Annotated in this window: 24 protein-coding genes; 9 read left to right on the forward strand and 15 right to left on the reverse strand. The window is 67.2% G+C overall.

Translation table 11 applies throughout. The features are described 5' to 3' along the window. Window positions 1–15: 15 nt before the first annotated feature. Window positions 16–993 carry an ABC transporter ATP-binding protein gene (locus KHC28_RS16625; RefSeq protein ID WP_214009468.1) on the reverse strand — a complete coding sequence of 326 codons (978 nt, stop codon included), beginning with the start codon at window positions 991–993 and terminating at the stop codon, window positions 16–18. 83 nt (window positions 994–1,076) lie between these two features. After that, window positions 1,077–1,469, reverse strand: a complete 393-nt coding sequence (locus tag KHC28_RS16630; RefSeq protein WP_214009469.1) for a VOC family protein — start codon at window positions 1,467–1,469, stop codon at window positions 1,077–1,079. Window positions 1,470–1,707: 238 nt separating this feature from the next. Between KHC28_RS16630 and KHC28_RS16635 the strand changes: the two genes are divergently transcribed. After that, on the forward strand, window positions 1,708–2,493 hold the full coding sequence (locus KHC28_RS16635) for a FadR/GntR family transcriptional regulator (protein ID WP_246564915.1): 786 nt from the start codon (window positions 1,708–1,710) through the stop codon (window positions 2,491–2,493). Between the two features lie 271 nt (window positions 2,494–2,764). Then, a complete protein-coding gene (locus KHC28_RS16640; RefSeq protein ID WP_246564916.1) occupies window positions 2,765–3,142 on the forward strand; it encodes an RcnB family protein in 378 nt (125 codons plus the stop codon). A 111-nt stretch (window positions 3,143–3,253) separates the two neighbouring features. Here KHC28_RS16640 and KHC28_RS16645 read toward each other — a convergent pair whose 3' ends face one another. Next, window positions 3,254–3,493 (reverse strand): hypothetical protein, encoded by a 240-nt coding sequence (locus KHC28_RS16645; RefSeq protein WP_214009470.1) that lies wholly within the window; start codon window positions 3,491–3,493, stop codon window positions 3,254–3,256. Between the two features lie 370 nt (window positions 3,494–3,863). Here KHC28_RS16645 and KHC28_RS16650 point away from each other — a divergent pair, with 370 nt between their 5' ends. Next, on the forward strand, window positions 3,864–4,535 hold the full coding sequence (locus tag KHC28_RS16650) for an LOG family protein (protein WP_246564983.1): 672 nt from the start codon (window positions 3,864–3,866) through the stop codon (window positions 4,533–4,535). Here KHC28_RS16650 and KHC28_RS16655 read toward each other — a convergent pair. From KHC28_RS16655 to KHC28_RS16695, 9 genes are all read right to left on the reverse strand, one after another. Further along, window positions 4,504–5,622 carry a polyhydroxyalkanoate synthase family protein gene (locus KHC28_RS16655; protein WP_246564918.1) on the reverse strand — a complete coding sequence of 373 codons (1,119 nt, stop codon included), beginning with the start codon at window positions 5,620–5,622 and terminating at the stop codon, window positions 4,504–4,506. The two genes, KHC28_RS16650 and KHC28_RS16655, sit on opposite strands and share 32 nt — an antisense overlap. Before the next feature lie 161 nt (window positions 5,623–5,783). Next, the gene (locus KHC28_RS16660; protein ID WP_214009471.1) at window positions 5,784–6,245 is read right to left on the reverse strand and encodes a DUF2147 domain-containing protein; all 462 of its coding nucleotides are present in this window, start codon (window positions 6,243–6,245) and stop codon (window positions 5,784–5,786) included. Then, window positions 6,230–6,685, reverse strand: a complete 456-nt coding sequence (locus tag KHC28_RS16665; RefSeq protein ID WP_214009472.1) for an EamA family transporter — start codon at window positions 6,683–6,685, stop codon at window positions 6,230–6,232. Before KHC28_RS16665 ends, KHC28_RS16660 begins: the two co-directional genes overlap by 16 nt. Further along, window positions 6,682–7,905 (reverse strand): GNAT family N-acetyltransferase, encoded by a 1,224-nt coding sequence (locus tag KHC28_RS16670; RefSeq protein ID WP_214009473.1) that lies wholly within the window; start codon window positions 7,903–7,905, stop codon window positions 6,682–6,684. Before KHC28_RS16670 ends, KHC28_RS16665 begins: the two co-directional genes overlap by 4 nt. 73 nt (window positions 7,906–7,978) lie before the next feature. Next, window positions 7,979–8,959 carry an alpha/beta hydrolase gene (locus tag KHC28_RS16675; RefSeq protein ID WP_312893231.1) on the reverse strand — a complete coding sequence of 327 codons (981 nt, stop codon included), beginning with the start codon at window positions 8,957–8,959 and terminating at the stop codon, window positions 7,979–7,981. Between the two features lie 9 nt (window positions 8,960–8,968). Continuing rightward, a complete protein-coding gene (locus tag KHC28_RS16680) occupies window positions 8,969–9,337 on the reverse strand; it encodes an EamA family transporter (protein ID WP_214009474.1) in 369 nt (122 codons plus the stop codon). Beyond that, complete coding sequence (locus KHC28_RS16685) at window positions 9,334–10,257, reverse strand: arginase family protein (protein ID WP_214009475.1); 924 nt, start codon at window positions 10,255–10,257, stop codon at window positions 9,334–9,336. The genes KHC28_RS16680 and KHC28_RS16685 overlap by 4 nt, the downstream gene beginning before the upstream one ends. Window positions 10,258–10,262: 5 nt before the next feature. After that, complete coding sequence (locus KHC28_RS16690; RefSeq protein ID WP_214009476.1) at window positions 10,263–11,678, reverse strand: aspartate aminotransferase family protein; 1,416 nt, start codon at window positions 11,676–11,678, stop codon at window positions 10,263–10,265. Continuing rightward, entirely contained in the window at window positions 11,671–12,384 is a 714-nt protein-coding gene (locus KHC28_RS16695) for an HAD-IB family phosphatase (RefSeq protein ID WP_214009477.1), read from the reverse strand. The genes KHC28_RS16690 and KHC28_RS16695 overlap by 8 nt, the downstream gene beginning before the upstream one ends. A gap of 442 nt (window positions 12,385–12,826) precedes the next feature. Between KHC28_RS16695 and KHC28_RS16700 the strand changes: the two genes are divergently transcribed. The 5 genes from KHC28_RS16700 to KHC28_RS16720 all read left to right on the forward strand — a co-directional run bounded on the left by KHC28_RS16700 (window position 12,827) and on the right by KHC28_RS16720 (window position 18,724). After that, entirely contained in the window at window positions 12,827–13,501 is a 675-nt protein-coding gene (locus KHC28_RS16700; protein WP_214009478.1) for a response regulator transcription factor, read from the forward strand. A 485-nt stretch (window positions 13,502–13,986) separates the two neighbouring features. After that, on the forward strand, window positions 13,987–15,000 hold the full coding sequence (locus KHC28_RS16705) for a UDP-glucuronic acid decarboxylase family protein (RefSeq protein WP_246564919.1): 1,014 nt from the start codon (window positions 13,987–13,989) through the stop codon (window positions 14,998–15,000). Window positions 15,001–15,250: 250 nt separating this feature from the next. Beyond that, a complete protein-coding gene (locus KHC28_RS16710; protein ID WP_246564985.1) occupies window positions 15,251–17,137 on the forward strand; it encodes a glycosyltransferase in 1,887 nt (628 codons plus the stop codon). A gap of 48 nt (window positions 17,138–17,185) precedes the next feature. Next, the gene (locus KHC28_RS16715) at window positions 17,186–18,109 is read left to right on the forward strand and encodes a glycoside hydrolase family 26 protein (protein WP_214009481.1); all 924 of its coding nucleotides are present in this window, start codon (window positions 17,186–17,188) and stop codon (window positions 18,107–18,109) included. Window positions 18,110–18,166: 57 nt separating this feature from the next. Next, window positions 18,167–18,724: a DUF995 domain-containing protein gene (locus KHC28_RS16720; protein ID WP_214009482.1), complete on the forward strand. Its 558-nt coding sequence runs from the start codon at window positions 18,167–18,169 to the stop codon at window positions 18,722–18,724. Window positions 18,725–18,856: 132 nt separating this feature from the next. On the opposite strand, the gene KHC28_RS16725 is transcribed toward KHC28_RS16720, so the two are convergent. The 3 genes from KHC28_RS16725 to KHC28_RS16735 all read right to left on the reverse strand — a co-directional run bounded on the left by KHC28_RS16725 (window position 18,857) and on the right by KHC28_RS16735 (window position 20,679). After that, window positions 18,857–19,156 carry a hypothetical protein gene (locus tag KHC28_RS16725; protein ID WP_214009483.1) on the reverse strand — a complete coding sequence of 100 codons (300 nt, stop codon included), beginning with the start codon at window positions 19,154–19,156 and terminating at the stop codon, window positions 18,857–18,859. Window positions 19,157–19,310: 154 nt separating this feature from the next. Next, a complete protein-coding gene (locus tag KHC28_RS16730; protein ID WP_214009484.1) occupies window positions 19,311–19,655 on the reverse strand; it encodes a DUF2934 domain-containing protein in 345 nt (114 codons plus the stop codon). A gap of 121 nt (window positions 19,656–19,776) precedes the next feature. Continuing rightward, window positions 19,777–20,679, reverse strand: a complete 903-nt coding sequence (locus tag KHC28_RS16735) for a LysR family transcriptional regulator (RefSeq protein ID WP_214009485.1) — start codon at window positions 20,677–20,679, stop codon at window positions 19,777–19,779. 205 nt (window positions 20,680–20,884) lie between these two features. Here KHC28_RS16735 and KHC28_RS16740 point away from each other — a divergent pair, with 205 nt between their 5' ends. Continuing rightward, entirely contained in the window at window positions 20,885–21,871 is a 987-nt protein-coding gene (locus KHC28_RS16740) for a Bug family tripartite tricarboxylate transporter substrate binding protein (protein ID WP_214009486.1), read from the forward strand. The last annotated feature ends 5 nt before the right edge of the window (window positions 21,872–21,876 follow it).

Consider the following 21,876-nt stretch of genomic DNA (forward strand, 5'->3'; position numbering starts at 1 on the left):
GACAGGGGAGCAGGATCACGCGTCATAGAGCCAGCACCTGACCTTGTGAGCGGTACGGACTTCGCGCAGCGGCGGCTCCTCGGCCCGGCAGCGCGCCCGCACGTGCGGGCAGCGGGTCTGGAACGCGCATCCGGCAGGGAGCTCCGCGAGATTGGGGACGCCGCCGCCGATCACCGGCAGCAGGCGATCCTCGGGCAGGTCCTCGTCGAGCTTCGGCACCGAGCGCATCAGGCCGAGCGTGTAGGGGTGCAGCGGTTCGTCGAACAGCGTGGCGACCTCGGCGACCTCGGCGATCTGGCCGGCATACATCACCGCGACGCGGTCGGCGGTTTCCGAGATGACGCCGAGATCATGGGTGATCAGCAGCACCGAGCAGCCGAAATCGCGCTTGAGATCGATCAGCAGGTCGAGAATCTGCGCCTGGATGGTGACGTCGAGCGCGGTGGTGGGCTCGTCGGCGATGATGAGTTTCGGGCGGCAGGCGAGGGCGGTGGCGATCATCACCCGCTGGCGCTGGCCGCCGCTCAGCTCGTGGGGGAAATTGGCGAGGCGCGCCTTCGGATCGGGAATGCCGACGCGGCCGAGCAGGTCCTTCGCCTCGCTGAGGGCCTGGGCCTTCGACAGCCCCCGATGCAGGCGCAGCACGTCGGAGACCTGGTCGCCGATGCGCAGCACCGGGTTCAGCGAGGTCATCGGCTCCTGGAAGATCATGGCGATGCGGTTGCCCCGCACCTTCTGCATCTGCCGCACCGAGGCCCGTGCGAGATCTTCGCCCTCGAACAGGATCTCGCCCTGCACGATGCTGCCGGAGGAGGGGATGAGGCGCATGATGGAATGCGCCGTCACGCTTTTTCCCGAGCCGGATTCGCCGACCAATCCGACAACCTCGCCGGGGCCGATGTCGAGGTCGACGCCGCGAACCGACTTCACCACGCCGTCTTCGGTGCGAAAGTGGGTGTGAAGGTTGCGGACACTTAGGACGTCTTCGGACACGACTCCCCCATTTCGGCAAGCGGCGGTTCAGGGGGCGGAGGGGCCTTGGCTCCTCCGCGTCGGCAGGTCGCCGTCGAAGGCGCTCAGATCGTCTCGTGCTGGGTGTGCTCGACCCGCTTCTCGTCGCTCAGCTGCAGGCGCCAGCCGTCGGGATCGCGCAGCAGCGCGTTCTTGCGCCCGGTGGACGGGGAGGGGTGCACGTCGCGGTAGAAGCTGATCCCCTTGTCCACCAGATCGGCGTGGGTGCCGTCGATGTCCCGCACCTTGAAGGAGATGTGGTTGATGCCGGGGTTTTCCTCGGTCAGCAATTGGTGAATCTCGAAGATCGGCTGGTTGTCGCCCGGCAGCTGGAGTTCGGCCGATCCGCCATGATGATCGGTCCAGTTCAGCAGCTTGAATCCAAGCTTCTGATAGAATTCGACGTATTCTTTCACATCGCGAACGATGATCTCGATGTGATCGATGCCGACAATCATGGAAGTCTCCCTTTTTCACTGAAATGAGGCACATGGCCGGCCGCTTCGGGGCCGTGCCGTTATTGGTCGACTAGCCGGAACGACGGCGTCGCTCCGGCGATCAAGCCTTCATCAAACATCCCCGTGCCGTGCGTGCCGGGCCGGGGTTGTTCGTATCGGGCTTAACCAATCGTTTGACCAATTAAGGACCTATTGTAAATTGGTTTGCAAGCGCCATTCTCCGTGAGGGGAATATTTTTTGCGCTTGACACATTCTGGGGCACTCGCCATCACCATTGATGTCGATTGGTCCGCACGCTTCGACATGAGGAGAGCGATGGATTTTGCGGACGTGGCAGGTGCTGCCGAAATTCAGTCCGGCAGGGAGCTCGCAGCCTATACGCAGTTGCAGGCTTTCCTTGCCCAATCGGAATTGGTTGCCAATCAGCGCCTGCCACCAGAGCGTGAGCTGTGCGACCTCCTGGGCGTGTCGCGCGGCGAACTGCGCAAGGCACTCGCCATCGCCGAGGCCGACGGCCAGGTCTGGCGCCATGTCGGCAAGGGCACCTTCATCGGCCCCCGACAAGCCGAGGGACCGGCGGAGGTCGTCAGTCTGGCGCACCTGACCAGTCCGGCGGAGGTGATGCGGGCGCGGATCCTGTTCGAGCCGATGATGGCCCGCGAGGCGGCGGCCAACGCCACCTCGGCGAATATCGCCGAGATGCGGCTGTGCCTGTCGCGCGGCCGAGAGGTCACCTCATGGCGCCGCGCCGAGCACTGGGACAATCGCCTGCACCGGGCCATCGCCGAATCCGCCCGCAACCCGCTGCTGCTGGTGATGTTCGACACGCTGAACACCGTGCGACGGGCCGTGGCGTGGGGGCGTTTCCGCGCCGATCCGGACGGGCCGCAGCCGGGGCGCACCGAGTTCCAGGAGCACGAGAACATCGTGACGGCGATTGCCGACCGCAATCCGGCCAATGCCGAGAGACTCATGCGCGTTCATCTTGAGAATGTTGCGTACAAGCTGCTGGGCTCGCGCTAGCGCGGGTGGCGGGCTAGGCTTCCGAGTTTGCAAGGCGACCGTCCGTTTCGACCGTCGAGGGCGGCCGTTCGGAAGATGCGACGCCGATCCGTCGGAAGAACATCAAGGAAAAATTAGATCGTAGTTTCAGGTTTATTCTACGGGTGCATATTACCTGGCGTAAATCATTACCAATTGTTTAGGTAGATGTTCACGTGCCATTCATGACGGAAGTACCATTCTGCGCTTCATAACTGGCTACAGACGAATGCCAAATGAAGGAGTAGGCATCATGAAGCGCGCCATTATCCTTGCCTCCATCCTGTCGATGCTAGGAACATCTGTGGCGCTCGCCCAGAATGCTCCGCCGCCGCGCCCGAACGCCTCGCAGGGGCAGAAGCCCAATCAGGCAAAGCCTCAGCCCACCCGTCCGCACACGAGCAAGCCGCAGCCCCACCGGCCGCAGGTGGCCAAGCCCGCGCCGCATCATTCGCAGTGGTCCCGTGGCAGGCAGCTGCCGCCCAATTACCGGCACAACGTCGTGCGGGACTACGGGCGCTATCGCCTCGCCCCGCCGCCGCGCGGCTATAACTGGGTGCGGGTGAACAACGAATATCTGCTGATCGGCATCACGTCGGGGATCATCTCGTCCATCGTCCGGCCGTACTGAGCCGGCAGCGCGCGGGAGGGGCGCGCGACGCCCCTTCCGCCTCCCGCCTGTGCGCCTTGCCGCGCGGGCTCCTTGCTGAGGTGTGCCGGCGCGCCACCGGATCGGCGGCCGTCACGGATTGAGCGGGCGCTCCCGATAGGCCGGCAGCACCCGCAGCGCGAACTCCACCAGATTGGCCTCGTCCTTCTCGCCACGGCCGAAGGCCTCGATCAGCGCCGAGGCCAGCCGGTGACGAATATCCGGACTGACCGGGCCGGTCTCCATCGCCTGGGCGATCTGCTGTGCCTTCGTCATGCACCTGTCGAGCAGCTTGATGGTGGCGGGATCGAAGCGGACGGAACGCGACGGCATGTGTCTTGGTACCTCTGGCGGCCATTTGCGGCTCGCGCGCTGATGTAGGAGCCTCACGCGCTGCGGCAAGGTCGATGTGTGCCATGGCCGGGCGATCGCGATCACGAAGCCGGCAGGGCAGACCCTCCATCACATGAGGAGAAGGCGTCATCGCGGCATCGGCCGGATGACGGGCGGTGCCGTTCCGGCCGCCGGCGCAGTCGGTGGCTGCAATCGCCGGCAAATCGTCCTACCAAGCACGGTGCGGACGCGGAGCGGACCATGGCGCGGACGGCGCCGGAGGAGAAAAACCGACGTGAGTGACGACCGGACACAACTGCCGAGCTATCGGCTTCCCGCCCTCGACCAGGACTTCCTGCTCGGCGATTCGATGCGCGGCGTGCGCTTCCTGCTCGAATACGCCAAGGCCGAGGAAGAGCTGCGGCGGTGGCGGATCCGCTCGACCGTGGTGGTGTTCGGCTCGGCGCGGGTGCGGGAGGACGGGCCGGGACGCCAGCCTGTCCTCTACGAACAGGCGCGGGCCTTCGGGCGGATCGCGTCGGAGCGTGGCGGCGCGCTCGGGCTCGGCGACCACGGCGTGCGCGACAACGTGATCGCCACCGGCGGCGGGCCGGGGCTGATGGAGGCGGCCAATCGCGGTGCCTTCGAGGCGGCGGCGCCGAGCATCGGGTTCAACATCAGCCTGCCGCACGAGCAGGCCCCCAATCCCTACACCACGCCGCAGCTCACCTTCCGCTTCCACTATTTCGCGATGCGCAAGATGCACCTCGCCATGCGGGCGAGCGCGCTGGTGGTGTTTCCCGGCGGCTTCGGCACGCTCGACGAATTGTTCGAGATCCTCAACCTGCGGGCGACGAACAAGGCGCAGCCGGTCGGCATCGTGCTGTTCGACGAGGCCTATTGGCGCTCGGTGATCAATTTCCGCGCGCTGGTCGACAACGGCATGATCGACGAGGACGAGTGCGGCCTGTTCGAGTTCGCCGACACCGCCGAGGATGTCTGGGCGAAGCTTATTGCCGGAGGGTTGAAGGTGCCGGCCTGATCCGGCCGGCGCGGGCGTCGATCCAGTTGGCGATCTCCGGCCAGGTTTCCGCATGCGCCCGCCGCCCGGCGAGTATGGCGAGGTGCTGGAGGCCGACGCCGACCTCCGGCGGGTGCTCGACGATGCGGGTATCGTCGCTCGCGATGCGGGCGAGGAACGGCTCGACCGCCGTGCGCGGACCGATCTCATCCGCCGGATTGACGAGGGCGAGCACCGGCAGGCGCAATTGCTGCGGACCGAGCCTGCGGCCGCCGAGTTCGATCCGCCCGCGGCGGAACCGATCCTCCCGGTAGAGCCAGCGGACGATCTCGTGCACCAGCCGGCCGGGGAGGGGCACCTCGTCCAGCGCCCAGCGTTCGACGTGGACGTGGATGTCGAACGCCGCCGGGTCGGCAAGGCTCAGCGCGGCGTCGAGCCAGCGCGACCACACGAAGGTGCTCGGCGACAGCAGGGCGCAGCCCTGTGACAGCAGCGAGCCGGCCACCGGGCTGTCCTCAGGCGTCTCGGATTTCTGCGCCACCACGACGTCGCGGAACGGGCTGGAGCCGGCCTCGAAGCAAAGAGGGGCGCCGAGCAGCACCAGCCCGGCGAAGCGGGGAGGCTCGAGGGTACAGGCGAGGGCGGCGAGCGTGCCGCCAAGTGAATGTCCGGCGATCACCGGCACCGCGCCGGCGCGTTCGGCCGCGATGAGGCGGGCGGCGGAGAGCAGCGCCAGCACATAGGCGGCGATGCCGGCCGGCGCGTCGCCGCTGCGTGGCGGCTCCCATTCGACGAGATGCACCGCAAAGCCGTGGTCGAGGCAGAAGCGCACCGGGCTCACCTGCGGCGTCAGGTCCCAGACATAGGGGCGCTTGATCGGTGCCGGCACGAAGAGCAGGGCAGGCCCGTCGGACCCGCCGGCATAGCGGCGGAGCCGCCAATGCGGGCCCGTCGCGATCACCTCATAGGGGGTCTCATGCGGCTGGTAGCCGAACATATCGAGCGCGCGCGCCTGGGCGTGGCGCAACTCGTCCATCGCCGCGAGCTGCACGGCGCGCAGCCCGGCGAACGCCTCGGGCATGGAGTGCTGCGAGACAGGTTGCTCCATGACGTTCCGCTCCTCGAACGTCGTCGGACCACCACCGCGATGCGGCCGGTGGCCGGACATCGACAGAGAGCGTAGCACGCGATTATGGCAGATCGGCAGACATCCGGCCTATCGGCAGGACGCCCGTTCTCAGCTGCAGCGGCCGAGGCTCCCCGCCGTTCTCAGCTGCAGCGGCCGAGGCTCCCCGGCGCGCGGGTCCATTCCATCGTCTCGCCCAGCGCCTCGAGGCCGACGAAGCCGATCATCGCCAGCCGCCCGTTCTTCCGGAGCTCGGCGGACAGACGGTAGCGGCTGCCGGTCTCGGGATCGTAGATCCAGCCGCCCTCGTAACGGTTGCCCTTGGCCTGCAGGTCGCCGAACACGCGCAGGCCGCAGATCGGCCGGTTGCGCGCCGAGGTGTCGGGATTGCGCGCGTCGCGCAGCGGCTGGCCGTCCATGGTCGGCGTCTTCAGCCAGACGATGCGGCCGCACACCGCCCCGCCGCACGGCGCGATCTCGACGGCGCCTTGTCCGTCATCGGTCACCCACACGCCGCTGATGTCCTCGGGCGCGGCTTCGGCGGCCGGGGCGGCGACGAGAAGGGACAGTGCCGCGAGGGCGGACAGCATCAGAGGTCGGCGCATGATTTCACTCCCGTGGACGGTGTCGACGCGGCAGGTTTGGCCTGCTCAGCGGTTTTGGCCTCGTTCGGCTCGGCCTCGGGGCCGATCAGCCAGACCCCGGCGAGAATGAGGGCGATTCCGAGCGCGGGCACAAGCCCCACACCCTCGCCGAAGATCAGCCAGCTGGCCAGCGGCACCGTGACATAGCTCAGCGTCGTCAGTGGGAACGCCTTGCCGAGCGGGCAGTACTTCAGGATCAGGATCCAGGAGGCATAGGTGGCGAAATAGAGCAGCGCCGCCACCCAGCTCGCCGGCGACTGAGCCACCGCCTGCAGGAAGGCCGGGCTGATCGGCATGTCGCCGATGGCGCGCGAGGTCGCCTCGAAGGCGATCTGGGTGCCGGTGTCGACCAGGAGATAGATCCCGACCAGCACGGGAAAACGCAGCGAGGCGGCGATCATGACACCTGCTCCCGCTTGTGGTGCGCCACGAGGTCGGGGTCCCAGCGCGGAAAGCCCAGCCACGGCACGGCGAGGCGCACCAGCGCGTGCAGGGCGGGGTTGAGGTGCTTCACCATGATGGTGGAGGGTCGCAGCCCGCTGCCGTAGCGCAGCTTCGAGGCGAAGGCGGTCTGCCCCGTCTGCAGGAAGCGCTTGCCGAGACGCTGGCACAGTTTCACGTTTTCCGCCCAACTCACCGCGTAGAGATCGTGGTCGCGGGCCAGCGGATAGGCCATGCCGAGGAATTTGTCGATCACCCGATCCGGTTCGAGCAGCAGCAGGTTGAACGCCGCCAATTGGTCGCCGATCCGGTAGAAGGCGAACAGCGTGCGCTCGGGCTGCGCGGCGGCGACGCGCTCGAAATAGCCGTCCGGCAGGTCCTCGAAGTCGCCATAGCGCACATGGCTCTGCGCCCGCGTCGCGTCATAGAGGGCGCGCACCTCCTCCTCCAGCCCGGCGATGGAATGGCGCCATTCGACGCTGACGCGGTCGGCGCGCTTCAGCTTGCGGCGCAGGTCCTTGCGGGTGGCGGAGGACAGCCGCGCCAGCCAGTCATCGACAGTGGAGGTGCCGGCGAGGTCGAGCACCGCATGCGGCAGGCTTTCCAGCACCACATAGCCGGCGGCCCGCAGGGCAGGGCCGACGCGCTCCATCTCCGCCGGGTCGAGGTCCTTGACGGCGATCAGCCCGGCCTTCTGCCGCCGGGCCTCGGCCTCGACGCCGCGCAGCAGTTCGGCGAGCACGGCGTCGCGCTCCGCTGGGGTGAGCATTGGATCAAGCGCCACCGGGCAATTCTCGGTGAAGGGCGAGCCGATGGCGAGCAGCCGCCATTCCTGGCCGCGCAGCAAGGCGCGCGCGCCCGAGCGTGCCAGCCGGCCGAGCTGATCACCGAGCGAGCCGCCCGCCTGTGCCGCGCTTTCCTCCTGGAACGGGGTGTCCAGCCGGTAGCCGACGGTGAACAGCGGCAGGCCGCCGCGAAATCCTTTGCCATCCGTGAGGCTGGCCGCCGCCAGGCGAAAGCTGGGTGGCGTGCCGGTCTCGCAGGCGACCAGATAGTCCCACCCCTCGGCGTCGTCCGGGCGGCACGCGATCCAGTCCTGCCGGGCGATGTCGGTCACGCCGGCATGGATGCGCACCTGCCGTCCGGCAGGCGTGCCGGCTCCGGTCGATGAGGTTGTCATGCCGGAGTCCCGGGATGCCGCCGTCTGCCAGGATGAACGCCCTTCGCCGGCCGGCAGGCCGAGCGACAGGGGCTCATGAGCCATGGCCCGCCCCGACGGAGGCCAGCGCGGCCGATCCGAGGCCGGGAACGAGGTCGGCGGCTTCGCGCCCACCCGGCGCCGCGACTGCCTCCGCCGTGACATTGGCATTGGCGGCGGCACTCGGCCGCGCCCAGCCGGTCGGCTCGGCCTGCTCGGCCTCGACATCGCGGGCGATGCGGTTGACGAACTCCACCACCCGGTCGCCGACGAGGTGCCGCTGCCGGTCCACGGTGACGAGATGGTAGCTGTCCTCCAGCACCATGGTGTCGACGACGCCGCCGAGGCGGCGCTGCAAGGTGATGGCGTTGTCGAGGCTGGCGATGTCGTCGTGTCGGGCGTGCACGACCAGGGTGCGCTGGCGGATCAGCGGAAGCATCGGCTTGATCTTGGCGGTGAGCCGCCACAGCTCGCGCAGCGCCATGGCCGGGGTGGCGAGCAGGCCGGCTTCGGCGCTGCTGCCGTGGCGCATGGAATAGGCGACCATCGCCCGGGTGCGCTCGTCCTTCAGCCCGTAGGGCTCGCGCTCCTCGAAGCGGTAGCGCCGGCCGAACGGCGTGTTGATGAACAGCCGCAGCAGGAAGCTGTATTTCGGGATCGACCAGCCGTCATAGGTCAGGGTCGGCGCCAGCATGACGAGCCCGCGCACGCGCTGCGACTGGCGTGCCGCTACCAGCGCCGCCAGCACCGCGCCCATGGAGAGGCCGCCGACCAGAATGGTCGAGCAGCGCTTTTCCAATTCGTGCAGGGCGTCGACGGCGCTGTCGTACCAGTCCTCGAAGCCGGTGGCGGTCAGGTCGTCCTCGGTGCCGCAATGGCCGGCCAGCTGGCAGCACATGGCGGTGTAGCCGGCCGCCGCGAGCCGGCGCGCAATGTCGCGCATCTCGACCGGGGTGCCGCCGAGGCCGTGGATGAGCAGCACGCCGACCGGACCGCGTTCATAGAGAATGGAATGATCGGCCACGGCCTTCACCACGTGCCTTCCTCACAGTTCACTGGCGACGAGAACAATGCCCGCCATGATCAGCAGTGCCCCCGCCCAATGGTTCCGGCCCAGCCGCTCACCGAGAAACAGGTGGCTGGCCGCCAGAACACCGAGAATGTTCAGGCTGGCGAGCGGAAAGGCGATGGAGAGCGGCACCAGGGCCAGAATGCGGATCCATATAATGAATTCCGCCACATATATACCGATTCCGGCCAGCAGCCAGGGCGTCGCCACCAGCGAGCGGACGAAGGCCCCCCAGCGGCCCTTTTCAGGTGTCGGGGTATTGTCCGCCCCCAGCTTGAAGGCGATCTGGCCGAGAATGTCGCAGGTGACGGAAAGCGCAAACAGCGCGACGAGTTCGAGCGTCATTGCAGCAGCGCCTCCATCGCCGAGACGATGCGCAGATTGGTCGCCTCGTTGACGGCGATGCCGGCATCGGGCGGCACCGGGCGCTGGTCGCGGTCGAGCCGGGCGAGCAGCGAGCGCACCAGCCCGAGCGGGCCTTCCGGCGAGTAGTCGCCGCAGACGTCCATGCCGATCAGCGGCCGCCGGGCGGCGATGATGTCGATCGCCTCCAGCACCGCGTCAAGGCTGAGGCGGCCCTGGTCCCAATTGGTCACCGCCTCGGCGGAGGTCAGTGCGTCCTTGTCGAGGCTGACCCAGACCGGCGCGTCGGGCAGCCGCTCGGCGATGCCGGCGATGCGCCCGGCCCAGTCGTCCTGCGCGAGGCCATGCCAGCGCAGGCCGTCGCGGGCGAGGCCGCCCTTGCCGTGCGCCCCGGCATTCTCGAAGGAGGGGCCGGCATAGAACGTTGCGCCGTCGAACCAGGGATGCAGTTCCAGCCGGCCGGAGCGCAGCGCGCCGACCGCGCCGCCCCGCAGCTGCGGCGCCTCGATGTCGGCGCTCGCCGGGCCGAGCGTGACGACGCGCAGCACCTGCGGCAGTTCCAGCGCCCGCGCCACCCAGGAGCCGCAATTGATGCTGGAGGGAAAGCGGATCCAGTCCGGATGGTTGTCGAAATGGATGATGCTCACCGGCTGCTTCAGCCGCTTCACCAGCAGCAGCGACAGATGGTGGAAATCGCCGGAGCCGATGAAATGAATGTCGCCCGGCGCCGGCGGGCCGAGCCGCGCGTCGAGGGCGTCGAGCGCCTCCTCCGAGGCCAGCAGCCGCAGGCGCGGGGCAAGGTCGCGGGCGGCGACGACATCGCCGCCCGAGCGTGCGCATGACGCGACCAGACCGGGCTGGGCCGCAAGCGAGCCATCCGTGTCCAGCAGGCGTATGCGCATCGGCGTCACCGGGGCGTGACCCGCTCGAACAGCTGGTCGAGCAGGGCGAGGGCAAGATCGATCTCCTCATAGGAAATCGTCAGCGCCGGCGCCACGGTGATCACGTTCTTATGGTAACCGCCGATGTCGAGCACCAGGCCGTAGCGCTCGCCGCCATGGACGAGGTCGCCCTTCAGCGCTTCGTCGACCATCAGGTCGACCAGCTTCTTCGACGGCGTGTAGCTGTCATGCGGCTCGCAGATCTCGATGCGCAGGGCGAGGCCGAGGCCGTCGACGTCGCCGACGATCTTGTGCTTCTCCTTGAGCGCCTTCAGGCCGTCGAGGAAATAGGCGCCCTTGGCCGGCACGGTGGTCTCGTAGTCATCCTCGCGCATCATGCGCATGGCTTCGAGCGCCACGGCGGTGCCGAGCGGGTTGGCGTTGAAGGTGGAGTGCGTCGAGCCGGCCGGGAACACGGTCGGGTTGATCAACTCTTCGCGCGCCCAGATGCCGGACAGCGGGTTGAGGCCGTTGGTCAGCGCCTTGCCGAACACCAGCACGTCCGGCGTGACGCCGAAGTGCTCGATCGACCACAGCTTGCCGGTGCGGTAGAAGCCCATCTGGATTTCGTCGACGACGAGCAGGATGCCGTGCTTGTCGAGCACGCGCTTCAGCTCGGGGAAGAAGTTCGGCGGCGGGATGACGTAGCCGCCGGTGCCCTGGATCGGCTCGACATAGAAGGCGGCATATTCCGCCTGGCCGACCTTGGGGTCCCACACGCCGTTATATTCGCTCTCGAACAGGCGCTCGAACTTCTTCACGCACAGCTCGCCATATTCCTCCTTCGACATGCCGCGCGGGCCGCGGAAGTGATAGGGGAACTCAATGAACTGCGCGCGCTCGCCGAAATGGCCGTAGCGGCGGCGGTAGCGGTAGGAGGAGGTGATCGCCGAGGCGCCCAGCGTACGGCCGTGATAGCCGCCCTCGAAGGCGAACATCAGGCTCTTCCCGTTCGAGGCGTTGCGCACGATCTTCAGCGAGTCTTCCACCGCCTGCGCGCCGCCGACGTTGAAGTGCACGCGGCCCTTCTGGCCGAAGCGCTCCTGCGCGCCGATGGCGATCTCGGCGGCGAGCTCGATCTTCTCCTTGTGGAGATACTGGCTGGCGACCTGCGGCAGGCGATCGATCTGGCGCTTCAGCGCCTCGTTCAGGCGCGGATTGGCATAGCCGAAATTGACCGCCGAGTACCACATCTGCAGGTCGAGGAACTGTTGGCCCTCGTCGTCATAGATGAAGGAACCTTCGCAGCGCTCGAAGATCTTCGGCACTTCCGTGTAGTGTACCGTATCTCCGTAGGAGCAGTATTCGGCTTCCAGAGCATAGAGACGTTCGCGGTCGTTCTCACTCGCCAGCGGATTGGAGGTCGGATTACGGTCAAGCATTGAGGTCCTCGAACGAAGTTCCGGCGGAAGCCGGCAGGGTTGGGCTCATCTCCGAGACGAGCGCGGGCAGGAAGGCAAGCACGTCGGCAAAGCTGGACACTGCCAGATGCGGCAGGGCTTCATCGGCGCAATAGGCGGCGAGGCTTCCCTTCGCGAAGACGAAATCAGCGCGCCGAGCAAGGCAAAAATCGGACCGCCCGTCGCCGACCAGCACCAGGTGCTGCTTGCCGTCGGTGGCGGCGCATTTGCAGGTGCCGCTGCCGCAGCCTTCATTGCCGTTGCTGAAGCTGGCGGCCCAGCGATCGCCACCGACCGGCACCATGCGGTTGCAGGTGACGGGAAGGTCGAGGCCGGCGGCGGCCAGCAGCGGCAGGATGGACACGTCGAACCCGTCGGACACCACCGAGACGTCGGCGCCGTACTGCCGCGCGGCTGCCACGAAGCGCGGCACGTCCGGATCGAGCGTGATCGCGGAGAGGGCGCGGCGCACATCCTGCTCGCTGGCACGGATCAGCGCGACCTGCGCGGCGAGGCACTCGCGTGACGAAATTTCCCCGGCCTGCCAGCGATCTTCGATGTCGCGCCATTCCGGCTCGGCGAAGCTCTCCAGCAGGAAGTCGGTGGTATCGATGGGGCAGATGGTTCCGTCGAAATCCAGTGCGAAGTGAAGCCGCGAAATCACGTGCATGAGGTTACCGATGGTCATGTATATGTTCTGACGAGTCTATGCCCGCTTCTCGAACGACTTTCTTTCACATAGCTAGCAAAATTTCTTTTCAATTTCGCCTGCTTCTAAGGTCGGGGGCATGAGGTGCCCACCCGACTGTCACCAATCTGCCACGGTGGTGCTGATCCCCTTGAAATCGTTGCGTCAACTTGCGCGGGTATGCGGACGATGCATGGCCGGTCTGTCCTCATCTAGGGTTGAGCTGAGGGCTCCGCCAGATGGGGTTTCGATACTTCGCCGCCCCGGCGCGAAAGCAATGCCGTGGCGGTACGCGGCACATGACGTCAGGTGCCGGGACGATGCCCGGCTTCGCGTGGCCGGCCGATTTCGTCGGGCGGGCGGACCGGGTCGGGTGTTCGACGGCGGGACTCAAGGTCATGTAAGCTGATGCCAAGCTGCTTGTGACGGCGGGGATCCGGCCATGCGTCTGTTGCTCGTCGAAGATGATTGCGAAGTTGCCAGGATGCTTGAAGCCGCCCTTGAGCCGGCGGGCTTCGCGGTCGATCACGTCGCGAGTATTGCCAGTGCCGAGGCGGCCCTTGCGGCCGGGCATCATGACATCGCCGTGCTCGACCTGCGCTTGCCGGACGGCAATGGCCTCGATCTGCTGAAGCGGTGCCGGGCGAACGGCGTCGCCATTCCGATCCTCATCCTCAGCGGGCGCGACAGTCCGGCGGAGCGGGTGCGCGGGCTGGAGGAGGGCGGCGACGACTACATGGGAAAGCCGTTCCATCTCGATGAGCTGGTGGCCCGGCTGCGGGTGCTGCTGCGCCGGCCGAACCAGGCGCTGGGCATTCATCTCATCATCGGCAATGTCGACTTCGATACCGTCGCCCTCAAGGTGACGGTGGCGAACCTGCCGCTGTCGCTGTCGCGGCGAGAGCTCCGTTTGCTTGAGCTGTTCATGCGCCGGGCCGGGCGTGTGCTGACCAAGGACGTCATCGAGCACGCGCTGTACAGCTTCGACGACGAGATCGAGTCGAACGCCGTGGAGGTGCTCATGCATCGCCTCCGCCGCAAGCTGGCCGACGCCGGCGCCAACTCGGGCATCCAGACGCTGCGCGGCATCGGTTACGTGATGGACGACGCAAGGTGAGCTTGCCGCCCCCCGCGCCGCCGGCCGGCATGTCGGTGTGCCAGCTCGGCCGCCGGTGCGAGCGCAAATAGGGAGGCGTCCCGCCATCGTTCTTTTGCCGGCGGGCGTGGATACCGTCCAACACGTCGCCTGTAGGGCGACGACATATAATATGCCAACTGACTTGATATTTTCACGATAAAAAATTTTCAATTTCGTACTAAAGCGGACCAATTGTAAGCTTGCCGTAAGGTTGCCTGCTCAGATTGCTGAGGGAACGGATGTTGAGGGGCTACTCAACCCGATCGTGGAGTATCAGTTCCGCCAGGATGCGATCTGTCGTCACGCTTTTCTAGGCTAGAGGCATAGCCCGGCATTCCCTGGTCCGATGGGACGGGGCCGTCGTTGGTTGATGCGGCCAGATAGCTGATATCGCTCATCTTATCCCGCAATTCGACATTCATCATCACTGCGAGATCGAAGGTTCTGCACCCATGCAAAGAGCGATGGCGCATGCCCGTATCACCCGCGATGCCACCCTGCGCCGGAACCGTCGGATTCTGGTCACCGGCGGGGCGGGCTTTGTTGGCTCCCATTTGTGCGACCGGCTTGTCGAGCGCGGAGCCCATGTTGTTTGCCTCGACGATCTATCGACCGGAAGGCGGCAAAATATCGAGCACCTGATTGGCAATCCGCGTTTTTCGTTGCTGGTGCACGATGTGGTGGAGCCGCTGCCGATCCGTCTCGAGGTGGACGAGATCTACAACCTCGCATGCCCGGCCTCGCCGCCGGCCTATTCCGCCGTGCCCATCCACACCACGCTGACCAGCGTGCTCGGAGCACACCATCTCCTCGAGCTGGCGACGGAGCAGAATGCCCGGATCCTGCAGGCTTCGACATCCGAGGTCTATGGCGATCCCGAGGTAAGCCCGCAGTCGGAAACCTATTGGGGGCACGTCGACCCGATCGGTCCACGCGCCTGCTACGACGAAGGCAAGCGCTGCGCGGAAAGCCTGTTCTTCGATCATGCGCGCCTTCTGGGAACGCGGATCAAGATCGCCCGGATCTTCAATACCTACGGTCCGCGCATGAGCACGGATGACGGGCGCGTCACCTCGAACCTGATCGTGCAGGCGCTGTCCGGCGCCGACATGACCGTGTATGGCGACGGCTCGCAGACCCGGTCCTTCTGCTATGTCGACGAGACGGTCGAGGCGCTGATCCGCCTGATGGCGACGCCAGACTCCGTGGTCGGGCCGGTCAATATCGGCAACCCGGACGAGCGAACCATCAATGATTTCGCCGCCATCGTGCGGCGGATGACCGGGTCGCGGTCGCAGATCATCTACCGTCCGCTGCCGGTCGACGATCCGCGCCGCCGCTGCCCCGACATCGGCCAGGCGGTGCGCCTGCTCGACTGGCTGCCGAACATCGCGCTCGAGGAAGGTCTGGCCCGCACCATCGCCTATTTCCGCAACGAGCTGGTGCGCCAGCCCGCGCGGCGGGAGGTCGTGGCATGAGCGTGACCGGGGCAAGGTCGGGATCGGGAACAACGGTCCATGGGAGCGCCGGCAGCCATGCCGGCGCTCGCCTCCTGCGGCCTGACGGCGTCAGAGCAAGGAGGCGCCCATGACCGGAGATCCGCGGAACCGCGAAGCGCTGAACCCTGACGCGCTGCACCACGATCCACGTCTTCTCGCCGCGGCGGCCGAGGACATTCCCGGCGAGTTCGTCGACCGCCGCGTCTATAATCGTCCGCGTGCCGCGCTGATGCCGCTGCTCGATCGCTGGCAGCGGATCGAACTGTTCTTCGCCATGACGGCCTGGATGGCCGCCTTCCTGTTCTTCTGGGTCTGGTGGCTCGATCCGGCGCATGTGGACGGTCTCGGGCGGTTCGTCTTTGCCAGCCTGCCCTTCGTCTGGCTCACCCTGATGCCGGTCTATTTCTTCAGCGTCTTCGCCGGCAGCCGCAAGCCGGCCGGCATCGCGCTGCTGCCGGCGGGAAGCCGGGTGGCGATGGTGGTGACCAAGGCGCCGTCCGAACCCTTCGAGGTGGTGGCGCAGACGCTGGAGGCCATGCTGGCCCAGCCCTATCCGCACGACACCTGGCTCGCCGACGAGGACCCCTCGGAGGCGACGCGCGGCTGGTGCGCGGAGCGCGGCATCCGCGTCTCCACCCGCAAGGGCGTCGCGGCGTATCAGCGACAGGACTGGCCGCGCCGGGTACGCTGCAAGGAGGGAAACCTCGCTTACTTCTACGACCATTACGGTTATGAGCTGTACGACTTCGTCGTGCAGATGGACGCCGATCACGTGCCGACCCCGCACTATCTGGAGCGGATGCTGGCGCCGTTCAGCGACCCGCGCATCGGCTATGTGTCCGCGCCCAGCATCTGCGACCGCAATGCCGCGCACAGCTGGGCGGCGCGGGCCCGCCTCTATGCCGAGGCCTCGATGCATGGCGCACTCCAGGCCGGCTATACCGGAGGCTGGGCGCCGCTGTGCATCGGCTCGCACTATGCGGTGCGCACAGAGGCGCTGAAGGAGATCGGCGGCCTCGGCCCGGAACTCGCCGAGGACCACTCGACCACGCTGATGATGAATGCGCATGGCTGGCGCGGCGTCCATGCCATCGATGCCATCGCCCATGGCGACGGCCCCCGCACCTTCGCCGACCTCGCGACCCAGGAATTCCAGTGGGCGCGGAGCCTCGTCACCATCCTCTTGCGCTATTCGCCCGATCTGGTGCCGCGGCTGCCGGGGCGGCTGCGCTTCCAGTTCCTGTTCTGCCAGTTCTGGTACCCGCTCTATTCCAGCATCTGGGCTCTGCTGTTCCTGATGCCGGCGGTGGCGCTCGCCTCCGGCCAGCATTTCGCCAACGTCACCTATCTCGACTTCGCCGTGCACTACGTGCCGATGTCGGTGGTGCTGCTGGTCATGATCTATCGCTGGCGCGCCAGCGGCTGGCTGCGCCCGGTGGATTCCCGGCTGCTGAGCTGGGAGGAGATCCTGTTCGTGCTGGCGAAGTGGCCGTGGTCGCTGCTCGGCACGCTCTATGCGCTGCGCGACTGGGTGACCGGCTCCTTCGTCGATTTCCGCGTCACGCCGAAGGGCAAGGGCGGGGTGGATCCGGTGCCGCTGCGGGTGCTCGCCCCCTATGCGGCGATCTCCGCAGGCTCGGCCGCCGCGCCGCTGGTGGTCGGCAATGCCGGCTCGGCGAGCGGCTTCTACATCTTCGCCATCGTCAATTCGCTGCTCTACGCGGTGCTGGTGGTCGTCATCCTCGTGCGGCACGGCGTCGAGAACCCGGACCGCCGGCGGATGCGCCTGCGCGGCGTCGCCTGCGCGGGGCTGGTCATCGGGCTGTTCGCCCTGCCGCTCGCCGCAGCCCGCCAGCGTGGGCCGGAAGGGCTGGGGGCGCTGGCATGGGGCGCCCTGCCGACCGCCTATACCCGCGTGGTGTTCTCCGCCACCGGGGCCGGCATGGGACGCGGCGCCTTCCGGCTGGTCTTCATCCCGCCCTGGATCGCGAAGAACCAGCAGCCGCCATCCACCGGGCAGCCGTTCACCGAATTCCCGTCGCCGGCGCGCGTGGCGCCGACGAGTGGCGCGCCGTCACCCGCGGCGCCTCCGATCCGGCCACGGGCAAGGAACTGAGAGCGGGCTGCAACCCGCTCTCGGTCAATGAGCAGAGGAGGCAGGAAGATGAGGAGATGGTCCAAGCACATGTGGCTTGCCGCATTGTCCGGCAGCGCCGTGCTCGCGCTGACGCTCGCCCTGGTGATACCGGGCGAAACGCAGTCGACGACGCTCGGATCGCCGGCCGGCAAGGTGAAGTTCGGCATCTATGACCCCGACGGCGTGTTCGCCGGGGACAAAAACGTGCGTATCGAGCACATCTACATCCCCTGGCGGGATGCCGATCTCGGCTCGCTCGCCAAGGCCGACGGCTATGCTCGCGAGCGCCACCGGGAGTTGCTGATCTCCGTCGAGCCGTGGTCCTGGGCGCCGGGGGCTAACGCTCCGGCCGACCAGTTGCTCGGCGGTATCCTGGCCGGCGCCTATGACGGGTCGGCGCAGGGGGTCTGCGCCGCCGCCGGCGCGCTCGAAAGCCCGGTGACGATCCGCTGGGCGCACGAGATGGACCTGCACAATGGTCGCTTCCCGTGGTCGAGCTGGTCGGGGTCGGACTATGTCGCCGCCTACCGGCATTTCGTCACCGAGTGCCGGAAATACGCGCCCAACGCCCGGTTCATGTGGTCGCCGCGCGGCGAGGTCGGTCTCGCGGCCTATTATCCGGGCGACCTCTATGTCGATGAGATCGGCCTGACCGTGCTCGATCTCCAGCGATACGACATGGATCACTACGGCCATGCGCGCAGCTTCGAGGAGGCGCTCCGGCCCGCCTATCAGCGCGTGGCTCGCTTCGGCAAGCCCATCGTGGTGGCCGAGCTCGGCTTCAACGGCGACGAGGAGTTCTCGGCGCAGTGGAGCCGCGACATGCGCACCATCGGCGACAGGTTCATCGGACTTACCGCCGTCGTCTACTTCAACGAGGTCGATCCGTTCGCTTGGCCGGCACCCTATGGCCGACCCGACTGGCGGCTGCAACGCGGTCTCGTGAACTGAAACCGCTGCGGCATCGACTGCGGCCGGTGCCTTTTACCGTTCAGGAGGTTCCTTATGATGAAATCCATCGCAGCCGTCACGGTCGCCGCGATGCTGGCAGGCGTGACCTTCGCGGGCACGGCGCCGGCAGCCTACGCTCAGGCAGCGGCACCCCAGGCAGCGGCTCAAGCTGCCATGAAGCCGAACCCGACCGGCATGCCGAGCGTGACCAGCATCGATGCCCTCTATTCCGGCAAGAGCTGGATCTGGTCGGACGGGGCGGCGTATTTCTCGCCCAACCGCAAATTCGTGGCCTGGGCGGGGTCCGGCAAGGACGTGTCCTACGTGCAGGGGACCTGGTGGGTGTCGCCCATCGGCTGGGTCTGCTTCCAGGGGATGTGGCACGCCAACGGCCCGTCGGGCCGCAACTCGACCTGCTTCTCCCATCGCATGGGTCCCGAGCAGGTCATGTACCAGCGCAAGGAACCGGGTGGCGACTGGTATGTGTTCAAGCACGCCCAGATGATGACCGGCGACGAATACGCCAAGTTCAAGAATGGCGATCTCGCCAGCGCCGGCATGATGAAGGCGAAGCAGGAGCTCAAGGCGATCCGGGCCGTGAGCGCGCGCAACTGAGCGGGTGCGGGAAATCGCAACCGCCGCCCTTGATGCGGTGAAGCGGGGAGGGGGCGGCAGGTGCCGCACCCCTCGAGACGTGCCTGAAGATGTACCTGGAGACTTTTCTTACGTCACGTCCTACCCGGCGGCTCACTCGGCGCGGCCGGGGCGTCCCTCTTCGCGCGTGCGTCCGACGCCGGCGGCGATCGCGGCATAGTCGAGCGCCGATCCGTCGCGCTCCATCGCGCGCCGCAGGAAGCGTATCGGGAAGCGGATCGCCTCCCGATTGGCCTCGCTCATGCTCGGCGCACGCGACGAGATCCCGGCTTCGGCGCAGGACAGCGCCGTGACGATCTCGTCGCCGCTCAGCACACCCTTCTTCTTGAGCGCCTCGCACAGCGCGGCCAAGGCGAGCAGCGTACCTTCCATTTGCAGATTGGCAGTGTTCATGCGGGCTCCCTCCCGGTCTTCTGGGGCGCCGCACCACCGGACGATCGCCGCGAGGGTCGCGCCATCGATCTCTAAGCTAGGACGATGGGCGGGGAGAGCCAATGCTTTCCGATGCGAAATGTCCGGCGACAAGCGGGACGTCGCCGTCCCCCGGTCAATCCGGCGTCTGTGTGCCGGCAAGACCGTTGGGCGCCTTCTTGACACCCGCCGCCGGGGCGCGCTTGGGGCGGGGCTTGAGCGACACATCGGAAACGGGGGAGGCGATCGCGCCGGCGGGTTCGTTTTCACCGCCGGTCGGGGCGAGAACGGGGGCGGTGTCGGCGTCGAGCGGTGCCGGCGCCTGTTCCGGCACAACCGGGGAGGCGGGAGCGGGCTCGTCCTCGTATGGGATGAGTTTTTCGGCCTGCAGCCAGTGATGAACGGCGCGGTCATGCGGATGCCCCTCGGCCTCCCAGAGCCGGTAGGCCTGTTCGCGGACAAGCTGGTCGCGGTCGTTCATCGTCTTCCTCCCATGGTTTACGCCACAACGTGGAGCGCGGAGAACTCGTTCCCTGCTCGCCACGACGACATGATGACGCTCCAGCACCGCCACCATCCGCCGGTCGCGCGGCCGGTCGGTCTCATGCCGCCGCTCCGGTAGCGGCGAGCTGGTCCAGCGTGCGGCGCAGGGTGGCGATGGCGGGATTGGCATTGGCCGGCCGCCACACCGCGTGCAGTTCGACGGTCGACGGCATGTCGAGCGCCAGCGGCCGCAGCACGACGCCGTCGAAGCGCAGGGTGCGGGCGGCACGCGGCACGAGCGCGAGGCCGATGCCGGCCTTCACCAGCCCGAGGATCGAATGCACCTGGCTGATGTGCTGGGCATAATGCGGGGTGATCGCCGCCGAGGCGAACAGCGTGGCGACGAGGTCGTAGAAATAGCGCGCCTCATACGGCGAATAGGTCACCATCGCCTGCCGTTCGAGATCGGCCAGCCGGACCTCCGGCGCCGTGGCGAGCGGGTGCTCTTCCGGCGCCGCCAGCCGCAGCGGCTCGCGCACCACGCACAGCGAGTTGAGCTCCCGCCGGTTGAAGGTGGGGCGGACCAGCCCGACATCGATGCGCCCGGCGGTCAGCGATTCGAACTGGTCGGTGGAGACCATTTCCTTCAGCACCAGGTCGATGTCGGGCGCCTCGGCGCGGAACGTCTTGATCAGGCGCGGCAGGAACTCGTAGCCGGAGGCGGCGGTGAAGCCGAGGGTGAGGGCGCCGGCCTCGCCGCTGGCGGTGCGCCGCGCCGCCAGTGCCGCGCCCTCGGCGAGGCGCAGCAGCCGGCGCGCCTCGGGCAGGAAGTTGTGCCCCGCCCGCGTCAGCGCCACCGACCGGCTGGTGCGGTCGATGAGCCGCACGTCGAGCGTGTGCTCCAGCAGCTGGATCTGCCGGCTGAGCGGCGGCTGGGTGAGGTTGAGGCGCGCGGCGGCGCGGCCGAAATGCAGTTCCTCGGCGACGGCGACGAAGCAGCGTAGGTGGCTGAGCTCGAACATCGATCCAAAAATGGCATCAATCGATGCCGAGAACAATTCATTACAGCATCGAACGTGACCTAGATTGTCACATGGAGGTCCATGCTGGCTTCCCAACGATCAAAGAGGCGCCAAGACGTCCTCGTTCCATGACGCCCTCGTCCCGTAACGTTCGTCCCATGACGCCGTTCGTCACGCCGTTCGTCCCTTTTTGGAGGAAACGCCAATGAACCTTCGCCTGTTCAGGGCCGCCGCGGCCGCTCTCGCGATCGCCGCCCCGCTTGCCGCTCTCGTGCCGTCGCTCGCGTCGACCCAGCAGTTCGACCGTCCGGTCCGCATCGTCGTGCCCTTCGCGCCCGGCGGCACGTCGGACATCCTCGCCCGCCTCATCGCGCCGAAGCTCTCGGAGGCTGTCGGCCAGCCGGTCGTCGTCGAGAACAAGCCCGGCGCCGCCGGCAATATCGGCGCGGATGCGGTGGCCAAGGCGAAGCCGGACGGCCACACGCTGCTGCTGATGGATATCGGTTCCCTCGCCGTCGCCCCGAGCCTGTTTCCCGACCTCACCTACAATGTCGAGAACGATCTCGCTCCGGTCGGCATGGTGATGTTCGGCCCCTATGTGCTGGCGGCGAACCCCTCGGTGCCGGCCAAGAACGTCGCCGAGCTGGTCGCCTACGCCAAGGCCAACCCCGGCAAGCTGGCGGTCGCCAATTCCGGCGTCGGCGCGCTCAACCACATCACCGCCGTGGCGCTGGCCCGCGATCTCGGCATCGAATGGAAGAACGTGCCCTATAAGGGCGGTGCGGCGGCGTCCCGCGCGGTGGTGTCTGACGAGAGCAACGTCATCATCAACGGCGCCACCGCAACGCTGCCCTTCGTCACCAACAAGCAGCTCGTCGGCATCGCCGTGACCGGCGAGGAGCGCCTCGCCACGCTGCCCGACGTCGAGACCTTCAAGCAGGCCAAGCTGCCGCTGAGCGACGCCGGCACCTGGCAGGGCCTGCTCACCACCGGCAAGACCCCGCCGGAGGTGGTCGCGCGCCTCAATGCCGAGCTCAACAAGATCCTCGCTCTGCCGGAGATCAAGGAAAAGGTCGCCGAGCAAGGCGGCGCGGTGCGTCCCGGCACGCCGGAGGCGGTGAAGACCTGGCTCACCACCAACATCAAGAACTGGGGCGACATCGTGCGCGCCGCCGACATCAAGACCAACTGATCGCC

Source organism: Ancylobacter sonchi, from assembly GCF_018390695.1.
In the GTDB taxonomy this organism is placed as follows: Bacteria; Pseudomonadota; Alphaproteobacteria; order Rhizobiales; family Xanthobacteraceae; genus Ancylobacter; species Ancylobacter sonchi.

Coding starts and splice junctions, on each gene's coding strand:
- KHC28_RS16630 (WP_214009469.1), bottom strand. CDS start 1,469: ATGATTGTCGGCATCGATCACATCGAGATCATCGTTCGCGATGTGAAA.
- KHC28_RS16640 (WP_246564916.1), top strand. CDS start 2,765: ATGAAGCGCGCCATTATCCTTGCCTCCATCCTGTCGATGCTAGGAACA.
- KHC28_RS16645 (WP_214009470.1), bottom strand. CDS start 3,493: ATGCCGTCGCGTTCCGTCCGCTTCGATCCCGCCACCATCAAGCTGCTC.
- KHC28_RS16650 (WP_246564983.1), top strand. CDS start 3,864: ATGCGCGGCGTGCGCTTCCTGCTCGAATACGCCAAGGCCGAGGAAGAG.
- KHC28_RS16655 (WP_246564918.1), bottom strand. CDS start 5,622: ATGGAGCAACCTGTCTCGCAGCACTCCATGCCCGAGGCGTTCGCCGGG.
- KHC28_RS16660 (WP_214009471.1), bottom strand. CDS start 6,245: ATGCGCCGACCTCTGATGCTGTCCGCCCTCGCGGCACTGTCCCTTCTC.
- KHC28_RS16665 (WP_214009472.1), bottom strand. CDS start 6,685: ATGATCGCCGCCTCGCTGCGTTTTCCCGTGCTGGTCGGGATCTATCTC.
- KHC28_RS16670 (WP_214009473.1), bottom strand. CDS start 7,905: ATGACAACCTCATCGACCGGAGCCGGCACGCCTGCCGGACGGCAGGTG.
- KHC28_RS16680 (WP_214009474.1), bottom strand. CDS start 9,337: ATGACGCTCGAACTCGTCGCGCTGTTTGCGCTTTCCGTCACCTGCGAC.
- KHC28_RS16685 (WP_214009475.1), bottom strand. CDS start 10,257: ATGCGCATACGCCTGCTGGACACGGATGGCTCGCTTGCGGCCCAGCCC.
- KHC28_RS16690 (WP_214009476.1), bottom strand. CDS start 11,678: ATGCTTGACCGTAATCCGACCTCCAATCCGCTGGCGAGTGAGAACGAC.
- KHC28_RS16695 (WP_214009477.1), bottom strand. CDS start 12,384: ATGACCATCGGTAACCTCATGCACGTGATTTCGCGGCTTCACTTCGCA.
- KHC28_RS16700 (WP_214009478.1), top strand. CDS start 12,827: ATGCGTCTGTTGCTCGTCGAAGATGATTGCGAAGTTGCCAGGATGCTT.
- KHC28_RS16705 (WP_246564919.1), top strand. CDS start 13,987: ATGGCGCATGCCCGTATCACCCGCGATGCCACCCTGCGCCGGAACCGT.
- KHC28_RS16710 (WP_246564985.1), top strand. CDS start 15,251: ATGCCGCTGCTCGATCGCTGGCAGCGGATCGAACTGTTCTTCGCCATG.
- KHC28_RS16715 (WP_214009481.1), top strand. CDS start 17,186: ATGAGGAGATGGTCCAAGCACATGTGGCTTGCCGCATTGTCCGGCAGC.
- KHC28_RS16720 (WP_214009482.1), top strand. CDS start 18,167: ATGAAATCCATCGCAGCCGTCACGGTCGCCGCGATGCTGGCAGGCGTG.
- KHC28_RS16725 (WP_214009483.1), bottom strand. CDS start 19,156: ATGAACACTGCCAATCTGCAAATGGAAGGTACGCTGCTCGCCTTGGCC.
- KHC28_RS16730 (WP_214009484.1), bottom strand. CDS start 19,655: ATGAACGACCGCGACCAGCTTGTCCGCGAACAGGCCTACCGGCTCTGG.
- KHC28_RS16735 (WP_214009485.1), bottom strand. CDS start 20,679: ATGTTCGAGCTCAGCCACCTACGCTGCTTCGTCGCCGTCGCCGAGGAA.
- KHC28_RS16740 (WP_214009486.1), top strand. CDS start 20,885: ATGAACCTTCGCCTGTTCAGGGCCGCCGCGGCCGCTCTCGCGATCGCC.